The sequence below is a fragment of the Micromonospora sp. NPDC005553 genome (genome assembly GCF_042871765.1).
Taxonomy (GTDB): Bacteria; Actinomycetota; Actinomycetes; order Mycobacteriales; family Micromonosporaceae; genus Micromonospora.
Window position 1 is genome coordinate 570,123 of sequence record NZ_JBIAJD010000001.1, and the last position, 23,300, is coordinate 593,422.

21 protein-coding genes are annotated in these 23,300 nt (G+C 70.9%); 11 read left to right on the forward strand and 10 right to left on the reverse strand.

All coding sequences use genetic code 11. The annotated features are described in order from the left end of the window. Positions 1-2 precede the first annotated feature (2 nt). Both fdh and ACFYPG_RS02695 read right to left on the reverse strand, forming a co-directional pair. On the reverse strand, positions 3-3,278 hold the full coding sequence (gene fdh, locus ACFYPG_RS02690; protein WP_387349771.1) for a formate dehydrogenase: 3,276 nt from the start codon (positions 3,276-3,278) through the stop codon (positions 3-5). Positions 3,279-3,423: 145 nt separating this feature from the next. Continuing rightward, on the reverse strand, positions 3,424-4,221 hold the full coding sequence (locus tag ACFYPG_RS02695) for a PrsW family intramembrane metalloprotease (protein WP_355006558.1): 798 nt from the start codon (positions 4,219-4,221) through the stop codon (positions 3,424-3,426). 130 nt (positions 4,222-4,351) lie between these two features. Here ACFYPG_RS02695 and ACFYPG_RS02700 point away from each other — a divergent pair, with 130 nt between their 5' ends. Continuing rightward, a complete protein-coding gene (locus ACFYPG_RS02700) occupies positions 4,352-5,056 on the forward strand; it encodes a permease-like cell division protein FtsX (protein WP_387349774.1) in 705 nt (234 codons plus the stop codon). 54 nt (positions 5,057-5,110) lie between these two features. Here the strand turns inward: ACFYPG_RS02700 and ACFYPG_RS02705 are convergent, their stop codons facing one another. Then, positions 5,111-5,608 (reverse strand): hypothetical protein, encoded by a 498-nt coding sequence (locus ACFYPG_RS02705; protein WP_355006555.1) that lies wholly within the window; start codon positions 5,606-5,608, stop codon positions 5,111-5,113. A 217-nt stretch (positions 5,609-5,825) separates the two neighbouring features. Here ACFYPG_RS02705 and ACFYPG_RS02710 point away from each other — a divergent pair, with 217 nt between their 5' ends. Then, complete coding sequence (locus tag ACFYPG_RS02710) at positions 5,826-6,740, forward strand: hypothetical protein (RefSeq protein ID WP_387349777.1); 915 nt, start codon at positions 5,826-5,828, stop codon at positions 6,738-6,740. Between the two features lie 9 nt (positions 6,741-6,749). On the opposite strand, the gene ACFYPG_RS02715 is transcribed toward ACFYPG_RS02710, so the two are convergent. From ACFYPG_RS02715 to ACFYPG_RS02725, 3 genes are all read right to left on the reverse strand, one after another. After that, positions 6,750-8,591, reverse strand: coding sequence for a hypothetical protein (locus ACFYPG_RS02715; protein ID WP_387349780.1), 1,842 nt, complete (start codon positions 8,589-8,591; stop codon positions 6,750-6,752). Then, entirely contained in the window at positions 8,588-9,352 is a 765-nt protein-coding gene (locus ACFYPG_RS02720) for an ABC transporter ATP-binding protein (RefSeq protein WP_387349782.1), read from the reverse strand. Before ACFYPG_RS02720 ends, ACFYPG_RS02715 begins: the two co-directional genes overlap by 4 nt. Positions 9,353-9,422: 70 nt before the next feature. After that, on the reverse strand, positions 9,423-9,842 hold the full coding sequence (locus tag ACFYPG_RS02725) for an ASCH domain-containing protein (protein ID WP_355006551.1): 420 nt from the start codon (positions 9,840-9,842) through the stop codon (positions 9,423-9,425). Positions 9,843-9,919: 77 nt separating this feature from the next. Here ACFYPG_RS02725 and ACFYPG_RS02730 point away from each other — a divergent pair, with 77 nt between their 5' ends. Further along, complete coding sequence (locus ACFYPG_RS02730; protein ID WP_355006550.1) at positions 9,920-10,318, forward strand: NUDIX domain-containing protein; 399 nt, start codon at positions 9,920-9,922, stop codon at positions 10,316-10,318. A 5-nt stretch (positions 10,319-10,323) separates the two neighbouring features. Here the strand turns inward: ACFYPG_RS02730 and ACFYPG_RS02735 are convergent, their stop codons facing one another. Further along, entirely contained in the window at positions 10,324-11,397 is a 1,074-nt protein-coding gene (locus ACFYPG_RS02735) for an XdhC/CoxI family protein (protein ID WP_355006549.1), read from the reverse strand. A gap of 118 nt (positions 11,398-11,515) precedes the next feature. Between ACFYPG_RS02735 and ACFYPG_RS02740 the strand changes: the two genes are divergently transcribed. From ACFYPG_RS02740 to ACFYPG_RS02775, 8 genes are read left to right on the forward strand one after another with little or no spacing between them, the layout of a single operon-like run. Continuing rightward, positions 11,516-12,388, forward strand: coding sequence for a xanthine dehydrogenase family protein subunit M (locus ACFYPG_RS02740; protein ID WP_355006548.1), 873 nt, complete (start codon positions 11,516-11,518; stop codon positions 12,386-12,388). Positions 12,389-12,390: 2 nt separating this feature from the next. Further along, a complete protein-coding gene (locus tag ACFYPG_RS02745) occupies positions 12,391-12,939 on the forward strand; it encodes a (2Fe-2S)-binding protein (RefSeq protein WP_357195947.1) in 549 nt (182 codons plus the stop codon). Further along, positions 12,936-15,326, forward strand: coding sequence for an aerobic carbon-monoxide dehydrogenase large subunit (locus tag ACFYPG_RS02750; protein ID WP_355006546.1), 2,391 nt, complete (start codon positions 12,936-12,938; stop codon positions 15,324-15,326). Before ACFYPG_RS02745 ends, ACFYPG_RS02750 begins: the two co-directional genes overlap by 4 nt. A gap of 10 nt (positions 15,327-15,336) precedes the next feature. After that, positions 15,337-16,203, forward strand: a complete 867-nt coding sequence (locus ACFYPG_RS02755; RefSeq protein WP_387349787.1) for an XdhC family protein — start codon at positions 15,337-15,339, stop codon at positions 16,201-16,203. A 3-nt stretch (positions 16,204-16,206) separates the two neighbouring features. After that, positions 16,207-16,782, forward strand: a complete 576-nt coding sequence (locus ACFYPG_RS02760; protein WP_387349789.1) for an NTP transferase domain-containing protein — start codon at positions 16,207-16,209, stop codon at positions 16,780-16,782. Beyond that, positions 16,779-17,648, forward strand: a complete 870-nt coding sequence (locus ACFYPG_RS02765) for an AAA family ATPase (RefSeq protein WP_387349792.1) — start codon at positions 16,779-16,781, stop codon at positions 17,646-17,648. Before ACFYPG_RS02760 ends, ACFYPG_RS02765 begins: the two co-directional genes overlap by 4 nt. Further along, positions 17,645-18,556, forward strand: coding sequence for an SRPBCC domain-containing protein (locus tag ACFYPG_RS02770; protein ID WP_387349795.1), 912 nt, complete (start codon positions 17,645-17,647; stop codon positions 18,554-18,556). Before ACFYPG_RS02765 ends, ACFYPG_RS02770 begins: the two co-directional genes overlap by 4 nt. Continuing rightward, a complete protein-coding gene (locus ACFYPG_RS02775) occupies positions 18,553-19,791 on the forward strand; it encodes a VWA domain-containing protein (protein WP_387349797.1) in 1,239 nt (412 codons plus the stop codon). Before ACFYPG_RS02770 ends, ACFYPG_RS02775 begins: the two co-directional genes overlap by 4 nt. On the opposite strand, the gene ACFYPG_RS02780 is transcribed toward ACFYPG_RS02775, so the two are convergent. From ACFYPG_RS02780 to ACFYPG_RS02790, 3 genes are all read right to left on the reverse strand, one after another. Then, positions 19,716-20,672: a LysR family transcriptional regulator gene (locus ACFYPG_RS02780; RefSeq protein WP_387349800.1), complete on the reverse strand. Its 957-nt coding sequence runs from the start codon at positions 20,670-20,672 to the stop codon at positions 19,716-19,718. The genes ACFYPG_RS02775 and ACFYPG_RS02780 overlap by 76 nt on opposite strands. 90 nt (positions 20,673-20,762) lie before the next feature. After that, entirely contained in the window at positions 20,763-21,560 is a 798-nt protein-coding gene (locus ACFYPG_RS02785; protein WP_387349802.1) for an FkbM family methyltransferase, read from the reverse strand. 35 nt (positions 21,561-21,595) lie between these two features. Beyond that, positions 21,596-23,251 carry a sulfatase-like hydrolase/transferase gene (locus ACFYPG_RS02790; protein ID WP_387349804.1) on the reverse strand — a complete coding sequence of 552 codons (1,656 nt, stop codon included), beginning with the start codon at positions 23,249-23,251 and terminating at the stop codon, positions 21,596-21,598. Positions 23,252-23,300: the final 49 nt, after the last annotated feature.

Consider the following 23,300-nt stretch of genomic DNA (forward strand, 5'->3'; position numbering starts at 1 on the left):
GGTCAGGCCTCCTGGTCGCTGCTGCTGTCGGCGACGTCGGTCGTGACCAGCGGTGGGTAGTGGTGGGCGAGGTCTCCCGACCGCCGCCGGTAGTCGACGACGAGGTCCAACAGATCCTGTCCTCTGGGGCGTCGTCCGGGCCGGACGTCGCACGTGCCGACCTTGCTCTCCTGAATCAGGACGTTGGGGTCGAGGGTGATGCCGAACAGGTCGTTGGCCGAGTCGCCGGTCACCAGGCCCTCGTAGCCGAAGTGGTACGGCAGCCAGACCTGGTGGATGACCCGGCCATCCACGCGCAGCGGCGTCACGCGGTCGGTCACCAGCACCTTCGCCTCGACGGCCGCGCGGCTGGTGACCAGGTGGGCCCAGCCCAGGTGACTCAAGCCTCGCAGGGCCGCCAACTCCGGCGACACCTCGACGAACATCTCCGGTTGCAGCTCCGCGAGGGGTGACACCGTCCGGCTCATCCCTCCGGCGGTGTGGTGCTCGGTGAGCCGGCTGACGGTGAACACGTACGGGAACACCTGGCTGTGCGGTTCCGGCGGGCTCGGGTTGAGCGTGTTGATCGGATGGGTGTAGACCTTGCGGGTCGGGTTGGCCTGCTGCCGGTAGAGCGGGTTGCGCACCGGCGACTCGATCGGCTCGTAGTGGGTGGGCATCGGCCCGTCGAGCACGCCGGTGGGCGCGTACAACCAGCCTTTGCCGTCTCCCTGAAGGATGAACGGGTCGTCGCCGGCGATGCCCGCCACACCCGACGCGTCGTGCTCCGGTCGGTAGGACGGCGGTTTGGTCTTCTCGAAGTCCGGCACGTCATAGCCGGTCCACTCGCTCTTGTCCGCGTCCCACCAGACGTAGCGTTTGCGCTCGGACCACGGGTTGCCGTCCGGGTCGGCGGAGGCCCGGTTGTAGAGGATGCGCCGGTTCGCCGGCCAGGCCCAACCCCACTCGGGTGCCACCAGGGACTGCTCCGAGCCGGGTTTGCGGCGGGCCGCCTGGTTGACGCCGTCGGCGTACACCCCGGTGTAGATCCAGCAGCCGCCGACGGTGGAGCCGTCGTCCTTCATCTCGGTGAACGACGCCAGCGGCCGGCCGGTGGCCACGTCGTACCCGTTGATCTCGCGCAGCACCGCCTCGGCGCTGGGCTCCGCGTTCGGGCCGTGCGTGGGGTAGTCCCAGGCGAGGTCGAGCAGCGCACGGTCACGCGGCTTCGGCGACGTCGCCAGCCGTTCCCGGATGACGCGACCGAGGTGGTAGAAGAACCACAGCTCGGAGCGGGCGTCGCCTGGCGGTTCGACGGCCTTCTCCCGCCACTGCAACAGGCGCTGCGTCTGAGTGAACGTGCCCTCCTTCTCCACGTGGGAGGCGGCCGGTAGGAAGAACACCTCGGTGCGGCACCCCTCAGGGGTGATCTCGCCGGTTTCGATCTCCGGCGCGTTCTGCCAGAACGTGGCGCTCTCGATCTCGAACAGGTCCCGGACCACGAGCCAGTCGAGGTTGGCCATGCCGAGCCGCTGCGCCCGGCCGTGCGCCGACCCGACCGCGGGGTTCTGCCCGAGCAGGAAGTACCCCTTGATCTTCCCGTCGATCATGTCGAGCACCTGCTGGTACGTGCCGTGGTCACCGGTCATCCGCGGCAGGTAGCCGTAGCAGTAGTCGTTGTCGGCGGTGGCGGCGTCACCCCAGTACGCCTTGAGCAGGTTGACGCCGTAGGTGCGGGCGTTGCCCCAGAAGCCCTTCTGCCCGGGGTGCGCAATGCTGTCCACCCACTTGTCCAGGGTCGGGTGCTCCGTGTGGTGGGGCATCGGCAGGTAACCGGGCAGCAGGTTGAACAGCGTCGGGATGTCGGTGGACCCCTGGATGCTGGCGTGTCCGCGCAGGGCCATCACCCCGCCGCCCGGGCGGCCCATGTTGCCCAGCAGGAGCTGGATGATCGCGCCGGTCCGGATGTACTGCACGCCGACGCTGTGCTGCGTCCAGCCCACCGAGTAGACGAGCATGCCGGTCCGGTCCCGGCCGGAGTTCTCCGTCCACGCCTGGGCCAGTTCGAGGAACTTCTCCTGCGGGATGCCGCAGACCCGTTCCACCATCTCCGGGGTGTAACGGGAGAAGTGCCGCTTGAGGATCTGGTAGACGCAGCGCGGGTGCTGCAACGTCTCGTCACGTTCGGTCTGACCGCCGACCGGTGCGCCGTGCGACTCGTGTTCCAGCCCGGCGCCGGTCTCCCGCTGCGTCTCGCTGTCCCGGGTCGTCTGGTCCTGCGGGTGGCCCTCGTAGCGCCAACTGGCCTGGTCGTAGGTGGCGTTCTCCTCGTTGAAGCCGGAGAAGAGACCGTGCAGGTCCTCGGTGTCGGCGTACTCCTCGGTCACGATCGTCGCGGCGTTGGTGTACGCGACGACGTACTCCCGGAAGTCCAGCTCGTTGTCGAGGATGTAGCGCACCACCCCACCGAGCAGCGCGATGTCGCTGCCCGCCCGGATCGGCAGGTACGAGTCAGCCAGCGCGCTGGTGCGGGTGAACCGCGGGTCGACGTGGAAGACCTTCGCGCCTCGACGCTTGGCCTCCATCACCCACTGGAAACCCACCGGGTGTGCTTCGGCCATGTTCGAACCCTGGATGACGATGACGTCGGAGTTCGACAGGTCCTGCTGGTACTGGGTGGCGCCGCCACGACCGAAGCTGGTCCCCAGACCGGGGACGGTGGACGAGTGTCAAATACGGGCCTGGTTCTCGATCTGCAACGCCCCCATCGCGGTGAACAACTTCTTGATGAGGTAGTTCTCCTCGTTGTCCAACGTCGCCCCACCCAGACTGGAGATACCCAGCGTCCGGTTGAGCGGCCGACCCTCGGCGTCGACGTCCTCCCAAGTCTCGTCCCGGGCGGCCAGGACCCGATCGGCGATCATGTTCAGCGCCGTGTCGAGGTCGAGGTCCTCCCACTCGGTGCCGTACGGCCGGCGGTAGCGGACCTTGGTCTGCCGCAGCGGACTGGTCACCAGGCTCTTGCTGGCCGCACCCTTCGGACAGAGCCGACCCCGCGAGATCGGGCTGTCCGGATCACCCTCGATCTGACTGACCCGCCCGTCCTTCACGAACACCCGCTGACCACACCCCACAGCGCAGTACGGGCAGACAGACCGAGCCACCGAATCGGCGTCACCGGTACGGGCGGTCAGCGCGCGGGACCCGTCGGACTTCGCCGCGGTGCCCCGGCCCAGCGGGTCCGTGCCGGTGAGCTGGCGATAGACCGGCCAGCCCTCGAACCAGCTGCGCACCCCCATCGCTGCACCTTCCCGACCAATCCCACCAAATATGAACACTCTGACGTTAGTTGAGGTGCCGGCCCGGCCGCAGCGACATCACCAACAGTGATGCCTCCCCCAGCCCTTCGGTACGGGCCGGGAGAGGCATGGGGTACGGCGCTGGTCAGTGCGGCTGCGGCTGGCCGACGTGTTGATCGCTGAAGGTCCGGTAGCGGCGCAGCTCCCAGAACAACCAGCCGATGCTGATGATCGCCAACACGACGAAGACCAGCGAACCGGAGAACGTGTCCCAGAGGGTGTGCAGGACGACGACACCCAGGAACGTGCCGATGAACCCGAAGAGCCGGGCGACGCTCGGGCTCGCCAGCAACGCCCAGAGCGCGCCGGCGGTCAGCCCGGTCCAGGCGGTGTGACCGGCGGGCGCCGTCAGACCCCGGATGAAGAGCGTCTGCTCCACCGCGCCGATGTTGCCCTGCGAACTCAGCAGCGCGCTGAACGCATAGCCCATCGTCTCCAGCGCGGCGAACCCCATGCCGGCGGCGATGCCGATGATCAGCCCGTCGGAGGGCACCCGGCGACGACGCTGGGCCACCACCGTGAACAGCAGCACCACCGGGACGATCAGCTTCGCCGACTCCTCGATCAACGCGACGAACAGCATCGGCAGGGTGCCAAGGCCGCGCAGGGTGTCGTACTCCAGGGTGCCGGCGACGACGGTGCCGATCACACCGCCGAAGAACGCCGACGTCACCAACACCGAAGCCGGCACCTGCCAGCGCCCGGTCCGGGCCTGCGCGAACGTCAGGAACGTCAACGGCACCAACGTCGCCCCGAGCAGGATCAACGCCGGTACGAAGTTCGGATTCTTGGTGCTGACCAGGGTCCGCAGCACCGCCAGATAAAGGATCAGCCCGATGACGAGCACCCCGACCCACGCCCACCGGCGCCAACGATCAGCCATACCGCGCAGTCTGGCGGACCAAGGTTACGAAGACCAACCCAGCACCGAGGTCCTGACGACTCCCCAGCGGCGGCGAAGTCCGCTGTTAAGGGGCGGCGATGCGCGCCAGTGATGGTTACTATCTCCGCCCATGCGCCGCAAAACACCCTTACTGTCACTCGTCGTCCTGCTGGCCCTTCCCGCCTGCACCTCGACACCCGAGGAACCCGGGGACGTGGCGTTGACCGTCTTCCTCGACAACGACGTGACGGTGGCGCAGAAGGGCAGCGTGGAGCAGCAGCTCCGGTCGATGCCCAGCGTCAGGGAGGTGTCCCTCGAAACCCGCGAGCAGGCGTACGAACGCCAGAAGGCGGAGCTGAAGGATCAGCCCGACCTGCTGGCGGCCCTCAAGCCGGAGTACATGCCGGAGCTTCTCCACGCCACCGTCACCGATGCGTCGATCGCCGAGGCGGTCGAACTGGTGGTGGCCGAGGCCGACGGCGTGGAGGATGTGGCGCTCAGGATCGCGGACGTCGACCCTCGGCCGTCGCGGATCGGCGTCATCGTCCGGCTCAAGTCGTCGGCCACCAACGAACAACGAGCCGCCGTGGAGAAGGCCGTCCGGGCACTCCCAACGGCGAAGTCGATCGAATTCGAGGACCGCGACGCCGCGTACGAGCGCCTGCGCAAGCTGTGCCGGGGCAAGGGCGACCTGTCCTCGCAGCTCCAACCCCAGATGACGCACGAGTCGTGGCGGTTCGAGATGCCCCTGAACGGACAAGGATCTGGAGTGGGTGAGCTGCTGAGGCTCGACGGCGTCGACGGCATACCCCTGGCTCCTCTGGCGATGCTGTAGCGCTGCGCAGTGAGCCGGCTCTTCCTCCGCACCGTCGGCCACCTCGGGAGGACGTCACCCGGCCCGAGATCCGGCATGGTCGGCAAGCCATTCTGTCGGCAGGGTGATCGTGTGGAACCACTCACGCGGCACCTGATCGAAATACGGCCCCTTGAGCACCGGCGTTCCGCCGCCGAAATGGTCGGCGGCTGCGGCGGCTCGCCTGACGTTGAACCACCAGCCACCAATCGCCCGGGATTGGACGATCCTGCCACCCTGGACGATACCTACGTTACGGTTCGGTCTGCCGCGAGTGCTGGTCGTCCAGATCAGGCCCTTGAAGTGGATGATGAAGTCGATGTTCGACCAGGATTCGCGCGTCGCCGGCCGGCCGAAGTCATCCGGACCCAGGTAGACGCCCTGCTCATCAATGGCGAAGAGCAGTTCCCGCCGCAACGCGCTGAGCACGTGACGACGCGACATGGCGAGGAAGGTGACCTCGAACCCCAGGCCGATGATGAAGAACATGAAGCGCTCAGTCAGGTCCTGCAGACCGATCACGATGGCCGTCACCGGCAACAGGCTGTACAGCACCACCGTGAGCCCGGCCCGGACCCGGCTCCGTCGGACCACGTACGAAGCTGTATTCACTCTCACGACTACAAGATAGCGAGCACCGCCGCCGCTCCTCGCTCTGCGTAGGCTCACGGCTGTGCGCCCGATGCTGATCGCCGAGACAGTCTTGACGCCGTCATCCTATGTGGAGCGTTCGAGCGGCGCGGGTTTGCTGGTGTGGAGCGATCGCTCGCTGCGCGTGTTGGACGCGGACCTGACCGTCGCGCTGGCGTGGGAGCCCTCCGACGAGGACCCGATCCTGGCCGTCGGCGTGGCTCCGGACCGGTCACGGTTCGCACTCTTGGGACCACGACAGGTGCAGGTCCGCAGCGCCGACGGCCGCGTCCGGTGGGCGGTCGAGCACGGCAGGGCCTTGTCGACAGGTTGGCCCCGGCCAACCTGTCACCTGAGCGGGGACAACCTGCTCTGGCTGTTCCTGCCCGACGGGTCCGGCGACCAACTCGTCGTGCTGGACGCGTCCGGCGGCGGTACGGAGGTCGACCGGCGCCTGCTTCAGACCGTTGACGGCTCCGCCACATTCGTCCTGGGGGCCAACCGACAACACGTCGGGCTGCACATCTCGGTAGGACCGGAGACCTGTCTCAGTCACCGCTGGACGACGGACGATCGGCGGCTGCTCGCCGGGCACACCTTGAACGGCTGCCTGGCCGACATGAACGCCAGCGGGAGCTTCTATCTCTCCATGCCGCACGGCAGCGGCTGGATCGCGATACGCGATGGTGCCGACGACAGTGCCCGGGTGGAGCGCCGCTACGACGACATCCCCGAGTTCGGAGACTCCGACGACTACCGGATGCACGAGGCCGCAGCGGTCGTATCCGACGACTGGGTGCTGGTCGGCGTTGCCACCGACCAGGGCGACGCCGAGCAGCATCTCCTACTCTCAACCCGCACGCTGCGCCCGCAGACCGTCATGGACTACGGCATGGACGTCCCCCAGAACTCGATCCGGTCCTCCGGTGGGCAGGGCCACTGGTTGACGTACGACGCCCGCCTCGGGGTGCTCCGCCGCTGGCAACTCCGGGAGCCACACACGGACGAGGTCGAGGGCCAGCTCGCGCTGCTGTAGAGCCGTGGATCAGGGGCTGCCCGGTTGCGGTCGGCGATCCCACAGCACCAGGCCGGTGAGCAGCATCGCGACGCCCAGACCGACCATCGCCAACCCCACCGCCGTGTGCGCGCTCCCGCTCAGGTGACCGGCCACGATCCACCCGCTGTCGATTCCGAACGCCAGCGGCATGAGCCCCTGCGGGATCACCGGGATCCACCCGAGCGTCAGCAACCCCAGCGCCCACGCTGTCGACGTGTTCTCCCGATACCACTGCACGTCCCAGGTCAGCGGGAGCGCCGCCTCCGGGGGCCGGCTCCGCTGACCGGCCGCGGCGAGCACCGTCGTGCCGCGCTGGGCGAGCCGCTCGTCGGCCAGCCACAAGCCACCCCACCAGGTCGCCACGCCGGAGAGCAGCCCGACCACCGGTAGCAGCGGTGCCGTCTCCGGCGGACCCCAGATCATCAGGGCGAGCACCGGCGCGGCGGCGAGCAGCCCGGCAGCGGTGGCGACCAGCACGCTGACGATGTCGGTCGGGTTGTCAGCCGCAGTGGGGTGCCGCGGGTCGGCCACCGGGCGTACGCGCAGCAGCGACACCCACACCGGCACCGACGCGCCCGCGCCGAGCAGGGCCGGCAGGGTGGAGAGCGCGGCCAGCGGGTCGACGTCGGGGGCGAGGATGATGCCGACGACGGTGAGCAGCACGCCGATCGGAGTGACCAGCACCAGCCAGGCCAGGGCACGTCCCCGGACCTCGGCCCGTTCACCGCCCGGTGTGGTGAACGGCAGCCACAGCGCGGTGCCGTCCAGCCCGACCAGCCCGGCGGACATCGCCGCCGCGCCGAGCACGGCGAGCGTTCCGGCCCACGGCAACAGCAGGTCCACGTCCGACAGCAGCGGCAGCCCGGCGAGCAACGCCCCGTACACCACAGCGAACGCCAGATACTGCAACCGCAACGGGTGCCGCATCCAGGACCGCAACTCGCGGCCGACGACCGCCCGCGTCGCGGCCGGGACCCATCCCGGCCACTCCCGCTCCGCCGTGGCCGGTGACGCCGCCGTGGTCCGGCGCGGCCGGAACGGCACGCCGGTGGCGATCACCCTTCGGACGAGCATGATGTACGCGGCGGCGCAGAGCGCCACGATGCCCACCAGGGCTGCCATCAGGCGCACCCCTTGCCCGGTTGGTCCGGTCACGGCGGTGACCGGCCAGCCGCTCGGCACGTACGCCATGGCCCGGACCACGTCCTGCGGCGCTGCCACGAGCAGTACCGACACCCATGGGAAGACGGCCCAGAGCGACCCGGCGACACCCATCGCCGTACCGGTGAAGACGCCAGTGAGCAGCGCCCCGGCCGGACCACCGGCGTGGCCGACGACCTCCAGCGCGATGGCCGAGCCGATCAGCCCGAACAGCCAGAGCAGCACCGCACCGAAGGCGGTGACGAGGACCGCGACGGTGCCGTACCGCGCGGCGTGCACCGGCAGGGCGGCGAGTGCCACCAGCGAGACGGCCGGGCCGACCCCGATCGCCGACGCGGCGAGCAGGCCGATCGCGGCCGGGACACCGCCGATCGGCTCCAACCGCAGGTGGGCCGGGCGGACCCGGCCACGCCCGCCGCCGAGCAGCAGCGGCAGGACGATCCAGCCGAGAACCCACGCCCCGGCGAGCAGGCCGAGAGTGTGCTGGTCACCGTTGAGCGCGTACCGGATCAACCAGGCGGCGGCGAGCAGACCGACCAGGCCGGCCACCGTGGGGCCAGGGTGTTCGCGCAGCGAGCGACGGAACATCGTCGCGCGCATCCGGGCCGGTACCGTGATCGCGCCGAGGGTGCCGCTCCGCCCTCCGGGGACGGTGGACTGCGCGCTCATCGTGCCCCGGTCAGCCAGTCCAGACCGGCGCTGCCGGAGGCTTCGGCGCCGACCAACTCGACGAACCGGTCCTCCAGGCTGCTGCCGGCGGCGACCTCGGCGACCGACCCGGCGGCGACCACCCGGCCCTGATGGATCACGGTGACCTCGTCGCACATCTGCTCGACGAGCAGCATCGAGTGGGTGGACAGCACGCAGGTGCCGCCACCGGCCACGAACCGGCGCAGCACCCGGCGAATGGTGGCCGCGGAGACCGGGTCGACCGCCTCGAACGGTTCGTCGAGCACGAGCAGTCGCGGCGCGTGCAGCAGCGCCTGGGCGAGGCCGAGCTTCTTGCGGGTGCCGGTGGAGCAGTCGGCCAACGGGGTGCCGGCGCCCTTGACCAGGCCGAGCACGTCGATCAGTTCGGCTGCCCGCTCGGCGGCCTCCGCCCGGGGCAGCCCTCGCAGCCCGGCGCTGTAGCGGAGCAGTTCGGCGCCGGTGAGGCGCTCCGGGAAGTCGAGGCCGTCGGGCAGCACGCCGGTCAGCGCGCGGGTCAGGCCGCGCTCGCGCAGCGCGTCGTGGCCGAGGATCCGGATCTCCCCGGAGTCCGGAGTGACCAGGCCGACGGCCATTCGGATGGTGGTGGACTTGCCGGCGCCGTTGGGCCCGACGATGCCGTGGAAGGTGCCGGAACGCACGGTCAGATCGATGCCGTCCACCGCGCGATGCGCCGCGAAGGTCTTGACCAGGCCACGGATCTCGAGTGCCGGGGGGATCACGCGCCGAGCATAGGTGACCTTCGACGATCGCGTCGTCCGCTGATCAACCGTCCACGGTGGCGACAACAGATCAGGCGACGTGCACCAGCCGGAAGCGTTCGGTCACCACCAGGGTGTCATCGTCCACTGTGAAGTCGGGATCGCCCAACTCGGCGCGTACCTCGGCGCTGTGCCAGAACGTCTCGTGCCCCGCACGCCACTGCGCCACCGACTCGTCGCCCTCCCCCTCGGCCAGGGCGTGTGGCAGGTCGACGTCGGCGAGCCGGACCACCCGTACGTCGGTCAGCTCGATGGCCGCAACCCGGCGACCGGCGGAGTCCACCACGGCCGACAGTTGACCCACCTCGGGCAGTGGCTCGTTCGCGCACTCGTACCCGATCAGCAGGCCCGTCGTCGAGGTCTTGGCCCCGGACAGGATCGCGCCCACGAGCTTGTCCCGCAGTGGCCCCGGAAACGCGAACTCGGCAAGCGGAAGATCATCGAGGTCCATCCGCGGAGCGTACGCGACCCGGCGCGCCGGGCCGGACCGTCGTCGACATGCCCACGGCGACGTGGCACGGTCTGATCATGGCCACCTACGATGTCGCCCTCGTGCTGCTCGTCGATCAATCGGGTGCGGTGTTGCTGCAGCACCGCGACGAGGATGCGGTCGTCTCGCCGGGCCAGTGGAGCCTGCCCGGTGGCCACGTCGAGCCCGGCGAGTCACCGGAGGAGGCGGCCCGCCGCGAGTTGCTGGAGGAGACGGGTCTGACCGCGGGTGAGCTGCATCCGCTGTGGAGCGGTCCGCGTCCGTACGAGGCCGGCTTTCCCCACACCGTTACCGTCCACGTGTTCCGTGGCACCACCACGGCTCGACAGGAGGACGTCGTCCTCGGTGAGGGGCAGGCCATGGTGTTCGTCCCCCGGGACGAGGTGCTCGACCGCGAGTTGGCGGTCTCCGCCGCGCTGGTCCTGCGCCTGATCTAGACCGGTCAGGTGTGGTGGATCGGGGTCGCCAGGTCGCTGAGCGGGCGTCCCGTGCCGCCCCAGGTCTGGGCGGTGATCTCGGCGGCGATCGCCACGGCCGTCTCCTCCGGTGTCCGCGCGCCCAGGTCCAGCCCGATCGGTGAGCGGAGTCGGGCCAGCGCGCTCTCCGGGACGCCGGCCTCGCGCAACCGGCGTATCCGATCGTCGTGGGCACGTCGGCTGCCCATCGCGCCGATGTAACGGGCCGGTGTGGCGAGGGCGACCTGGAGCAGCGGCACGTCGAACTTGGGGTCGTGGGTCAGGACGCAGAGCACCGTGCGGTCGTCGACGGTCGTCGACTCCAGGTACGCGTGCGGCCAGCGGACGACGAGGTCGTCGACGTCCGGGAAGCGCGCACGGGTGGCGAACACCGGGCGGGCGTCGCAGACCGTCACGTGGTAGCCGAGGAACTTGCCGATCCGGGCCATCGCGGCGGCGAAGTCGATCGCGCCGAAGACGATCATCCGGGGTGGCGGCACGTACGACTGGACGAACACGGCCACCTCGTCGCCACGCTGCTGCCCCTGCCGGCCCAGGTGGATCGTGCCGGTGACGCCGAGCGCGAGCATCCCGGTCGCCTGCCGGGCCGCCGCGTCGTCCAGATCGGGTGCGCCGAGGCTGCCCGCGACCCGATCCGGCCAGATCACCAGCTGGGCGTTCTCGACCGATGCGGTGGCGACCGGACGGCCGTCGCGGATCGCGGCGAGGACCTCGTCGAACTCGGCCATCGCCACGCTCGGTTGCACCAGGACCTGGATGGTGCCGCCGCAGGTCAGCCCGACGTCCAACGCGTCGTCGTCGCTGACGCCGAAGGTCTGGGTGCGCGCCGTGCCGGTCTGGATCGCGGCCCGGCAGAGTTCGTAGACGGCACCCTCGACGCAGCCGCCCGAGATGCTGCCCACCACGTCGCCGTTCGCCGAGACGGCCATCGCCGCGCCAGGTTGCCGGGGCGCGGACTGCCAGGTCCGGGCGACGGTCGCGACGGCGAACGCGACGCCCTCCGCACGCCAGCCGGCCAGCCCGTCGACGATGTCCCGCATGGCCGCACGATCCGCGAGCCCCGGCGGCACCGTCAACGGTGACCTAAGCAACTGCTTAGGTCACCGTTGACTTTGACCCCCGCCGGGCAGAGATTCTGCCGGACTACGGAGGTGCGACATGCAGGTGCCGGCACCGTTCGAGTACGAGCGAGCCACCAGTGTGGACCATGCGATCAGCCTGCTGGAGCGGTTGGGCGGGACAGCCCGCCTGATCGCCGGCGGGCACAGCCTGTTGCCGATGATGAAGCTCCGGCTGGCCAACTTCGACTATCTGATCGACATCAACGACCTGCACGGCGAGTTGGGCTACGTCGAGGCGGGCCCCGATGAGGTCCGCATCGGTGCGCTGACCCGGCATCGGGAGCTCCTCGAATCCCCCGTGCTGGCGACGGCGTTCCCGATCTTCGCCGACGCCGAACGGGTGATCGCCGACCCGGTGGTGCGCAACCGGGGCACGCTGGGCGGCTCGCTGTGCCAGGCCGACCCGTCCGAGGACCTGTCGGCGGTCTGCACGACGCTGGACGCGCGGTGCGTGATCCGTGGCCCGGGCGGCACGGAGCGGGTCGTGTCGATGGAGGAGTTCCACGTCGGGCCGTACGAGACGGCCGTCGCCGACGACGAGATCCTGGTCGAGATCCGGCTACCGGTACGGCCCGGCTGTGGCAGCGCGTACGCCAAGGTCGAGCGCCGGGCCGGCGACTGGGCCGTGGTGTCGGCCGGCGCGGCGGTGTGGCTCGACGGCGGCGCGATCGTCGACGCCCGGGTCGGGCTCGCGGCGGTCGGCCCCAACACCACCGGCATCCCGGCGATCTCGGCGACGCTGCGCGGGCAGGAACCCTCGGAGAGCCTCTACGAGCAGGCCGGGGCGATCGCCGCGGACAGTTGCGACCCGGTGACCGACCAGCGCGGCAGCGCGGACTACAAGCGGCATCTGGCCGCCGAGCTGACCCGGCGGACCCTGCGCCGGGCCGTCGAACGGGCGAGGAGCTGAGCATGCAGGTCACCATGACCGTCAACGACGTCGAGGTCACCCGGGAGATCGAGGGCCGGCTGCTGCTGGTGCACTTCCTGCGCGACGTGCTGGGTCTGACCGGCACGCACTGGGGCTGCGACACCAGCAACTGCGGCACCTGCGTGGTCTGGCTCGACGGCGAGCCGGTGAAGTCGTGCACTGTGCTCGCCGCGATGGCCGGCGGCCATCAGGTGCGTACCGTCGAGGGCCTCGCCAAGGGCGCCGAGCTGGACCCGATCCAGCAGGGGTTCATGCAGTGCCACGGTCTACAGTGCGGTTTCTGCACCCCGGGGATGATGATGACCGCGCGGGCGCTGCTCGACCGCAACCCCGACCCGAGCGAGACGGAGATCCGGGAGGCGATCTCGGGTCAGATCTGTCGGTGCACGGGTTACGCCACCATCGTGCGCTCGGTCCGCTGGGCCGCCGTGGCCGAGGCGCAGGCTGCGGCCCAGGTCACCGAGACCACCGAATCGACCGAGGCTGGCGAGATCGACAACGCCGGCCAGCCCGCGGAGGCCGTCGCATGACCACTGTGCACGAGCGCGTGGACACGTTCCACGACAACGACCAGAAGCCCGTCGGGTACGGCCGGATGCTGCGCAAGGAGGACCCGCGCTTCCTGCGTGGGCGCGGCCGGTACGTCGACGACGTCCAACTGCCCGGCATGCTGCACCTCGCGATCCTCCGGTCGCCGGTGGCGCACGCCCGGATCGTCAGCATCGACACCAGTGCCGCCGAGGCGTCGCCCGGGGTGAGGGCGGTGGTGACCGGTGCGATGCTGGCGCAGCAGAACCTGGCCTGGATGCCGACGCTCTCCAACGACGTGCAGGCCGTGCTCGCCACCGACAAGGTGCGGTTCCAGGGCCAGGAGGTGGCGTTCGTCGTCGCCGACGACCGCTACGCGGCACGTGACGCGCTGGAGCTGATCGACGTCGAGTACGACGTCCTCGACCCGGTGATCGACGCGCGCCGGGCGTTGGAGTCGGACGCACCGCTGATCCGCGACGATCTGGACGGCAAGACGAACAACCACTGCTTCGACTGGGAGACCGGCGACGAGGCGGCCACCGAAGCGGTCTTCGCCCGCGCGGACGTCGTGGTCAGCCAGGATCTCGTCTACCCCCGGGTGCACCCGGCGCCGATGGAGACGTGTGGGGCGGTCGCCGACTACGACGCGGTCGACGGCAAGCTGCGACTCTGGTCGACCACCCAGGCCCCGCACGCGCACCGCACCCTCTACGCCATCGTGGCGGGCCTGCCCGAGCACAAGATCCAGGTGATCTCGCCGGACATCGGCGGCGGGTTCGGCAACAAGGTGCCGATCTACCCCGGGTACGTCTGCGCGATCGTCGCCTCGATCGTGACCGGCAAGCCGGTGAAGTGGATGGAGGACCGCTCGGAGAACCTGATCAGCACCGGTTTCGCCCGCGACTACATCATGCGCGGGGAGATCGCCGCTACCCGCGACGGCCGGATCCTCGGCATCCGCACCAACGTGCTGGCCGACCACGGCGCGTTCAACGGCACCGCCGCCCCGGTGAAGTACCCGGCGGGCTTCTTCGGGGTCTTCACCGGCAGCTACGACATCGAGGCCGCGTACTGCAAGATGACAGCGGTCTACACCAACAAGGCACCCGGTGGCGTCGCGTACGCCTGCTCGTTCCGGATCACCGAGGCGGTCTACCTGGTCGAGCGGATCGTCGACTGCCTCGCCGACGAACTCGGCATGGACCCGGCCGAGCTGCGGCTGAAGAACTTCATCCAGCCGGAGCAGTTCCCGTACACGACGAAGACCGGCTGGGTGTACGACTCGGGCAACTACGAGCCGACGATGCGGCTGGCGATGGAGATGGCCGGCTACGACGAGCTGCGCCGCGAGCAGGCCGAGAAACGCGCCCGGGGCGAGCTGATGGGCATCGGCATCGCGTTCTTCACCGAGGCCGTCGGCGCCGGGCCGCGCAAGGACATGGACATCCTCGGGCTGGGCATGGCCGACGGCTGCGAGCTGCGCGTCCACCCGACCGGGAAGGCAGTGGTACGCCTCAGCGTGCAGTCGCAGGGTCAGGGCCACGAGACGACGTTCGCGCAGATCGTCGCCGAGGAGATCGGGATCCCACCGGCGGACATCGAGGTGCTGCACGGCGACACCGACAACACCCCGTTCGGCCTCGGCACGTACGGCAGCCGTTCGACGCCCGTCTCGGGCGCGGCGGCGGCCCTGGTGGCCCGGAAGGTTCGCGACAAGGCCCGGATCATCGCCTCGGGGATGCTCGAGGTGTCGGTCGCCGACCTGGAGTGGGAGAAGGGCGCGTTCCACGTCGCCGGTGACCCGGGCAGGTCCGTCACGATCCAGGACATCGCCCTGCGCGCGCACGGTGCGGGTGACCTGCCCGAGGGCATCGAGGGTGGCCTGGAGGCGCAGATCTGCTACAACCCGTCGAACCTGACCTATCCGCACGGCGCGTACATCTGCGTGGTGGACATCGACCCCGGCACCGCGCAGGTGAAGGTCCGACGGTTCATCGCGGTCGACGACTGCGGCACTCGGATCAACCCGATGATCATCGAGGGGCAGGTACACGGCGGCCTGACCGACGGGGTCGGCATGGCGCTGATGGAGATGATCGCGTTCGACGAGGACGGCAACTGCCTCGGCGCGTCCCTGATGGACTACCTGATCCCGACGTCCCTCGAAGTGCCCGACTGGGAGACCGGTTTCACCGTCACGCCGTCGCCGCACCACCCGATCGGCGCGAAGGGCGTGGGCGAGTCCGCCACCGTGGGGTCGCCGCCCGCGATCGTCAACGCGGTCATCGACGCCCTGAAGCCCTTCGGCGTCCGCCACGCCGACATGCCGCTGACGCCGTCGCGGGTCTGGGACGCGATGCGCGGCCAGGCCCGGCCGCCGATCTGAGGAGCCGAGGATGACCACCATCGCCGAACGCGCCCGGGAGCTGACCGACACCCGGGAGCCGTTCGTCCACGCCACAGTGGTCCGCGCGCAGGATCCGACGTCGGCGCGGCCGGGCGACGACGCGGTGATCCGGTCCGACGGCTCGATCGAGGGCTTCGTGGGCGGCGTGTGCGCGGAGAGTTCGGTGCGGGCGGCAGCCCTCGACGCCCTGCGCGACGGCACCGCCCTGCTGCTGCGGGTGCTGCCGGAGGGCGCGACCCCGTTCCCGGAGACGCCGGGGGCTCGGGTGGTGGTGAACCCGTGCCACTCCGGTGGGGCGATCGAGGTCTTCCTCCGGCCGATGCTGCCGGCGCCGGCGCTGCGCGTGGTCGGTGACACCCCGATCAGCGCCGCCGTGAAGACAGTGGCCGCGTTCCTCGACTTCGACGTCGTCACCGCCGACGACAGCACCGGCTGCACCGCTGTGGTGGTGGCCGGGTTGGGCAAGGGCGAGCCGGAGGCGATCCGGGCCGCGCTCGACGCCGGCGTCGGGTTCATCGCGTTGGTCGCCAGTGGCAGACGCGGCGTGGCCCTGCTCGACGAGCTGCGCCTCACCGACGCGGAACGCGCCCGCGTCCACACCCCGGCCGGGCTGGAGATCGGCGCGCGTACGCCAGCGGAGATCGCCCTGGCGATCATGGGTGAGGTGGTCCGGGCCATCCGGGTGGACGGGTTGGCCCCGGCCTCCGGCGCGCCGGCCGCCCGGCCGCAGCAGGCCGTCGACCCGGTGTGTGGCATGACGGTGCTGGTCGGGGCGGAGACGCCGCACACGCGCGTCGACGGGCAGGACTTCTGGTTCTGCTGCGCCGGTTGCCTCGCGAGTTTCACGGCGGCGTGACAGGTGTTCCTGACCGGCGTGGTGCTCGCCGCTGGAGCGTCGGTGCGGCTCGGCGAGGCCAAGCAACTGCTCCCGTACCGGGGGCGGACGCTGCTCGACGCCACAGTCGACCTGGCCCGCGCGTGCGGCTTCGACCAGTTGCTCGTCACCCTGGGCGGCGCTGCGGGCGACATCCGCGACCGGGTGGACCTGACCGGCTGCCAGGTCGTGCGGAACCCGGCGTTCAGCACCGGCTGCGGGTCGTCGGTGCGCACCGCCGCGCGTGCGGTGGACCCGCGCGCCGACGCCCTCGTGCTGCTCCTCGGTGACCAGCCCGGCGTCCGCGTCGCGGACGTCCGCCGGGTCGCCGCGGCGGGCACCCCGCTGGCCGTGTGCCGGTACGCGGACGGCCTGGGCCATCCCTTCCGCTTCGGCCGTGAAGTCCTGCCCGAGCTGTACGACCTGCACGGCGACAAGGCCGTCTGGAAGCTCCTGCACGCAGGGCGTCACCCGGTGACCGAGGTGACAGTCGACGGGCCGGTGCCGATCGACGTGGACACCCGGGCCGACTACGAGCGCCTGCTGGCGGGCGAGGCATGAAGGACGCCCAGGCCGTCCGGCACCGCCTCGACGCCGTCGACTACCTGGTCGACGACGGCATGGCGATGGCCCTGTTCCTGGCCTTGCGCCTCGGTCGGCCGCTGCTGCTGGAGGGCGAGCCGGGGGTCGGCAAGACCACCGCCGCGAAGGCGTTGGCCCGCGCGCTGGAGACACCGCTGATCCGGTTGCAGTGCTACGAGGGGCTCACCGCGGGCGAGGCGCTCTACGAGTGGAACTACCAGCGGCAACTGTTGGCGATCCGGCTCGCCGAGGCGCACCACACCCGGCTCACCGACGCGGACCTGTTCAGCGCCGAGTACCTCCAGGAACGACCGATCCTGCGGGCCGTACGCCACCAGGGGCCGGTCCCGCCGGTGCTGCTGATCGACGAGATCGACCGGGCCGACGACGAGTTCGAGGCGCTGCTGTTCGAGTTCCTCGGCGAGGCCGGCATCACGATCCCCGAACTCGGCACCTTCACCGCCCGGACGCCACCGGTCGTGGTGCTCACCTCCAACCGCAGCCGGGAGTTGCACGACGCGCTGCGCCGCCGCTGCCTCTACCACTGGATCGACTTTCCCGAACCGGCCCGCGCCGTGGAGATCGTCCGCCGGGCCGTACCGGGCGCGGCCGGGCCGCTGATCCAGACGGCAGTGCAGTTCGTCGGCGGCGTACGCCACCGGGAGTTGGAGAAGGCGCCCGGCATGGCGGAGACCATCGACTGGGTGGGCGCGCTGTCCGTGCTGGGTGTCACCGACCTGGCCGCCGACGGTGTCGCGCAGACCATCGGCACCATCGCCAAGACCCCCGACGACCGCGCCGTGGTCGCCGCCGCGCTCGGCGCCTACCAGGAGAGTCCGCCATGAAGATCACCAACGAGTTCGCGGTCACCGTCCCGATCGACCGGGCCTGGGCGGTGCTCACCGACCTGGAAGGGCTCGCGCCGTGCCTGCCGGGCGCCCAGCTGACCGACGTCGACGGCGACGTCTACCAGGGCCGGGTGCGGGTCAAGGTCGGACCGGTCGTCTCGGAGTTCGCGGGCACCGCCCGCTTCGTCGAGAAGGACGACGCCGCCTACCGCGGGGTGATCGACGCGAAGGGCCGCGACGCCCGGTCGACGGGGAACGCGTCCGCGCTGGTCACCGCCCACCTGCGGCCGGACGGCGACCGGACGCTGGTCAGTGTGGACACCGACCTGAAGATCTCCGGCAAGCTGGCCCAGTTCGGCAGCGGCATGATCAAGGAGGTGTCGGGCAAGCTGCTGGCCCAGTTCGTCGCGAACCTGGAGGCCAAGCTCGCCGCCGAACCACCGGCCCCGCATCCGCACGCCCAACCCGTTGCGGCCACGTCCGCCGTGCCGCCCGCGCCCACCCCGGCGGCGTCCGAGTCAACCCCGGCGGCGTCCACCGCGCCGATCGAGCCGACTCCGGCCGCGTCCGCCACGGCGGTCGCCACCACGCCCAGCACCGCCGCCGTGGCACCCTCACCCGTCGAGCCGTCACCGGTCGCGCCGTCACCCGCCGGCCCGTCGCCGGTCTCGTCACGGCCAGGTTCGCCGCCGCCGGACGCGTCGTCGCCGGTCGCGTCGTCGGGCAACGCGCCGTCGGGCATCGCGCCGTCGGGCGATGCCGTACGTGTCGCGCCAACCGCCGAGCCGGAGGCGCTCGACCTGCTCAGCATCGCCGGCGGGTCGGTCACCAAGCGTCTCGTACCGGTGGTCGTCGGTCTGGTCGCGGTCGGCGCGGTGATCGCCTGGCTGGTCGCGCGCCGGTGAGCCAGGGCGTGCTGCGCGGCGTCGACCGAGCCGCGTTCGCGGTGGCTCTCGCCAGCCGGCTGCGCCGGGCCGGGGTTCCGGCCGGGCTGACCGCCGTCGACGACTTCGTCCGTGCGCTCGCCGCCAGCCCGCCCGACTCGATGTCGTCGCTCTACTGGACCGCCCGGATCAGCCTGGTGCGACGGCACACCGACGTGCCCGCGTTCGACCGGGTCTTCGCGGCGGTCTTCGCGGACCCGCCCCCGCTGCCCCGCCCGTCGCGGTCCGCGTCGGCACCTGACGCTCACGACGACGTGTACGTGCGGGTGCCGGCCGACACCGACGACTCGGATTCCGGCGGTGGCCTGCCGTGGGCGACGCTGCCGCCGGCCGTCACGGAGACACCGGCACACGACACCGCGCTGCTGCTGCCCGAACGGCGACCCAGCGCCCTGAGCGGGCTCGCCGACCGTCCGTTCGACGAACTCGACAGCGCGCAGGTGGCACAACTCGGCGACGCCCTGCGCGCGGCCGTCGCCGGCTGGCCGACCCGGCGTACCCGGCGGTTCGCCATCGGCGCGGCCGGTGCCCGGGTCGCGCTGCGGCCCACCATCGCCCGGGCCCGCCGCACCGGATGGGAACCCGTCGAGGTCGTCCGCGAGCGACCGGTGCGACGACCACGCCGGGTCGTGCTGCTCTGCGACGTCAGCGAGTCGATGCGGGCGCAGGCCACCGCGTACCTGCATCTGATGCGGGCGTTCGCGGTGGTCGCCGACGCGGAGGTGTTCGCGTTCGCCACGACGCTGACCCGGCTCACAGTGGTGCTCCGGCACACCTCGGCGGCAGAGGCGGTCGCACAGGCCAGCGCCGCCGTGACCGACCGGTACGGGGGCACCCGGATCGCCACCAACCTGCGCGCCCTGCTCACCTCCCACCACGCGGACGCCGTACGCGGGGCGGTGGTGGTGATCGGGTCGGACGGCTGGGACAGCGACCCGCCGGACGACCTGGCGGCCGTGATGGCCCGGTTGAGCCGCCGCGCGTACCGGATCCTCTGGTTGAATCCCCGCGCCGGCGCGCCCGGCTTCGCCCCTCGCGTCGGCGGGATGGCCGCCGCACTCCCCTACTGCGACCGGATGCTGCCGGCCGGCACCTTCCAGGACCTGCTTGTCGTCGCCCGTCAGCTCCAGAGCGTCACGTGCACCGACGGCCGGAAATGGCCGACGCTGACGCCCGCGCCGCGCATCATCGCCTGAATCGCCCTCGGCGTCGACGAGAAGCGCGACAGCTCCTCGGCGGCCGACATCGAGCCGGGGGTGGCGAGCACCTGCGCATGCCACACCGCCTCCATCGTCGCGTGCGGCCCCAGCACCTGCCCGAGCTGGCCCTGACGGATGTCCGGCGCGACGGTGAACGCGAGGGCCGGCGCCACCCCCCTGCCCCGCTTGGCCTCCCCCAGCGCGGCCGCGTGGCTCTGGAACAACTGCTGCCGCTCGTCCGGCACGGCGAGCCGGCGCAGCAGCGCCGGGACCGCGCCCCACTCGGTGGCGGCCGACGGCCCGAGCAGCCAGGTCTGCTCCCGCAGCTGCCCCGGTGACGCCGCCATGCCGGCCAGTGGATGCTCCGGACCGACGGCGATCACGAGCCGGTAGTTCATCATCGGCCGGCAGTCGATCGCGCTGTCGACGACCGACGGTTGCGGCCCGATCGCGATGTCCGCGGCGCGGGTCAACAGCAGCGACTCGAACGCCCCCGGGTTGCGCACGCTCAACTCGACGTCGAGGTCGGCGGCGCGCTTCGCGAAGAGTTCGATCAGGCCCGGCGCGGCGAACTCCGCGAACAGGCTCGACGCCGCGACCCGCAGCATCCGTCGGCCGCGCGTCGCGGCGCTGACCTCCAGGATGGTGCGGTCCTGCAGGCCCAGCAGTTCCGCCGCCCGACTGGCCAGCCGCAGCCCACCCGCTGTGAACGCGAGGCCCGCCGCCGTCCGGGCGAAGAGCTTGTCGCCGAACTCCTTGCGCAGTTGGGCGATGTGCAGCGACACCGCCGACTCGGAGACCTGAAGCTCCGCGGCGGCCTGTTTGACCGAGCCCAGCCGGACCACGGCGACGTACGCGCGCAGCTGTGTCGGGGTCATCGGCCCTCTCCCCGGCGATCCGTGGCTCGGCTCGGCGTCGAGACGAACGTCGATCATCCCGCGCTGGCCCGCGCCACCGCCAGCACCCGATCAGTCGGTGGTGACCGCCTGGTTTCCGGACACGCAGTACACGTCGCCGGAGTTCGCGGCGTGCGGCAGGTCGTGCAGGTGCGTCGCCAGGTCGGTCGCGGACGTCCACCGTTGGAAGGTCATCGACTTGTCGTCGCCCACCGCGATGTCGAAGCCGTCGAAACCCAGCGCGGTCAGGCGATCGAGACACCGGTCGGCGACCGCACGCGCGATGGTGGTGAACTCGAACGACAGCGCGGGCAGCGGGCGGGTCAGGCCGGCCAGCACCTCGTCCTCGAAGCCCTCAACGTCGATCTTGGTGAAGGCCGGCACGCCGTACGTCTCGATCAGCGCGTCGACGGTGACCACCGCCACCTCGATGTCGGTGTCCCACACCTGGCCCTCCCACCCGCCCGCGCCCTCGGCCGCGAGGACGAAATCCGGTGAGGCGGTGGACACTGTGGGGTTGGCGGAGTTGACGTGCAACCGGGTACGCCCGGGTAGCGCGCCACACGCCGCGTCGATCACCGTCACCTGGTCGTCGTCGGCATAGATCGCCCGCAGGGCGCGCAGACACAACGGCTGCGGTTCCACAGCGACGACCCGGGCACCGAGGCGACGGAAGCTGGCGATGTGATCGCCCACGTGGGAGCCGATGTCGAAGACGAGGTCCCCGCCGTTGACGAAGCGGGAGTAGAAGGCGTCCATCCTCGCGTCCCGCTCGGGATCGCCGTAGTAGACGTCCAGCGACCGGTGCAGCAGGGACAGGGCCGGGTCGCTCCGGAGCGCGGCGATCCTGGTGGCGGTGCTAGCCGTCATCTGTCTGGGTCCAGTCCGTGAGAGAGGTGGCCGGGTCACGGCCCGAAGGCGGTCAGGAACCGGTCTCGGAAGGCGTCCATCCGCCAGACCGGCGCCTGCGGCCCGGGCTTCAGCCCGTCCTGCCAGCCCCACCCGGAGATCCGGTCCAGCACGGCCCGGTCCCGGGTGATGATCGAGATCGGCACGTCGTGGCTGGCGTTCTCGCCGGTGACGACCGCGGCGGGCTGGTGGTCACCGAGGACGATGAACACAAGGTCGTCGTCTCCGTAGGTCCGCACGTAGGAGATGAGCGCGCCGAGGGTGTACTCGATGGACTTCCGGTAGTCCGCCCGGATCTGGGCGGTGTTGCGGCGCTTGTCGTCCGACCTGCCCGCGCCGGCACCACGGTAGACCGCGCCGTCGCCGACGTCGGCCCAGTCGAGCAGCGGCGGGACGGGCGTCCAGGGCGCGTGACTCGACACCAACGCAAGCTCGGTCATCACGTTGCCGTCGCGCTTTGCCTGCTCCAGGCGCTGCCAGCTGGCCAGGGTGTACTGGTCGGGCGGGGTGCCGAAGCTGAACTTCGGGCCTCGGTACGCGAGCGTCCTGGCGTCGTAGAACCGGTCGTAGCCGAAGAAGGAGCCCTCCGGCCACGGCTTGGTGACGGCGGGCATCACGCCCACGGTCTGCCAGTTCGCGCGTTGGAAGGCGCGGTTGAGGGTCATCCGGTCACTGGCCAGCAGGGTGCGGTGGCGCTGATCGTTGTCGATCCAGAGTCCGGAGAGCAGCGTGTCGTGCGCGAGCCAACTGCCGCCACCGAAGGTCGGCGAGGTGAGGAAGCCGCTCTGCGCGGCGAAACCCGTCGCGCTCAGCTGACTGGTGCCGCGGTCGAGGACCGCACCTACCCACGGCGCGAACTCCGGGTCCTCGACGGCGTCCCGGCCGTAGCTCTCCACGAAGGCGACGACCACGTTCTTGCCGCGCAGCGCGGTCAGTAGCTGGTCGCCCGGGGTGTCGCCGAACGCGTCGGCCTCGATCAGGGCGCCGAACGTCTCGCGGTCGTCGAGGCGCAGGCGCACCTGGAAGCCGTGACCGTTGGCCAGGGTGGTCGCGGACGTGTCGGCGACCGGTACGCCTTCGACCACCCGCACGTTGAACGCGGCGCAGGCCACCCAGACGACCACCAACGCGGCCACGATCCGGGTGGTCGCGGTGCGGTGTCGGACCACCAGTCGCCGCAGTCGCCGCATCGACAACGTGACCAGTGTGGGCAGGCCCACGAACACCACCGCCAGGGTGATGGCGACGCCGGTGGCTGCGGGCCGGCCGTACGACTCGCTGAGGAAGGCGAACCCTTCGTCGAGGAGCGCCCAGTCGAGCACCGGGTCGAACGCCCGGCTCAGCGATGCGGTGAATCCCAGGTCGAGCAGCTTCAACAGGCCGAGCAGGCCGAGAGCCACGCCGGCCAGCGTCGCGACCATCCGGCTGCCACGAGACGGCAGGGCGAGCAGGAGGGCCACGACCAGCAGCGCCTCCAGGGGGATCCGCGCGAACGCCGCCGGGTTGAGCCGGCCGTAGTCGTACGGCACGGTGAGGACGAGCAGCACGAGCAGTGCGGCCAGCACGGTCGTCAGCCGGGCGGCGATGGAGCGTTTCGGCTGCTCCTCGACGTCGGCGCCGTCGGCGGTGCCGTCCGAGACCTCTACCTCCATGGCCCTCCGTCCCTGGTTCGGCAGCCGACGTACGCGCGTCAAGAGCGAC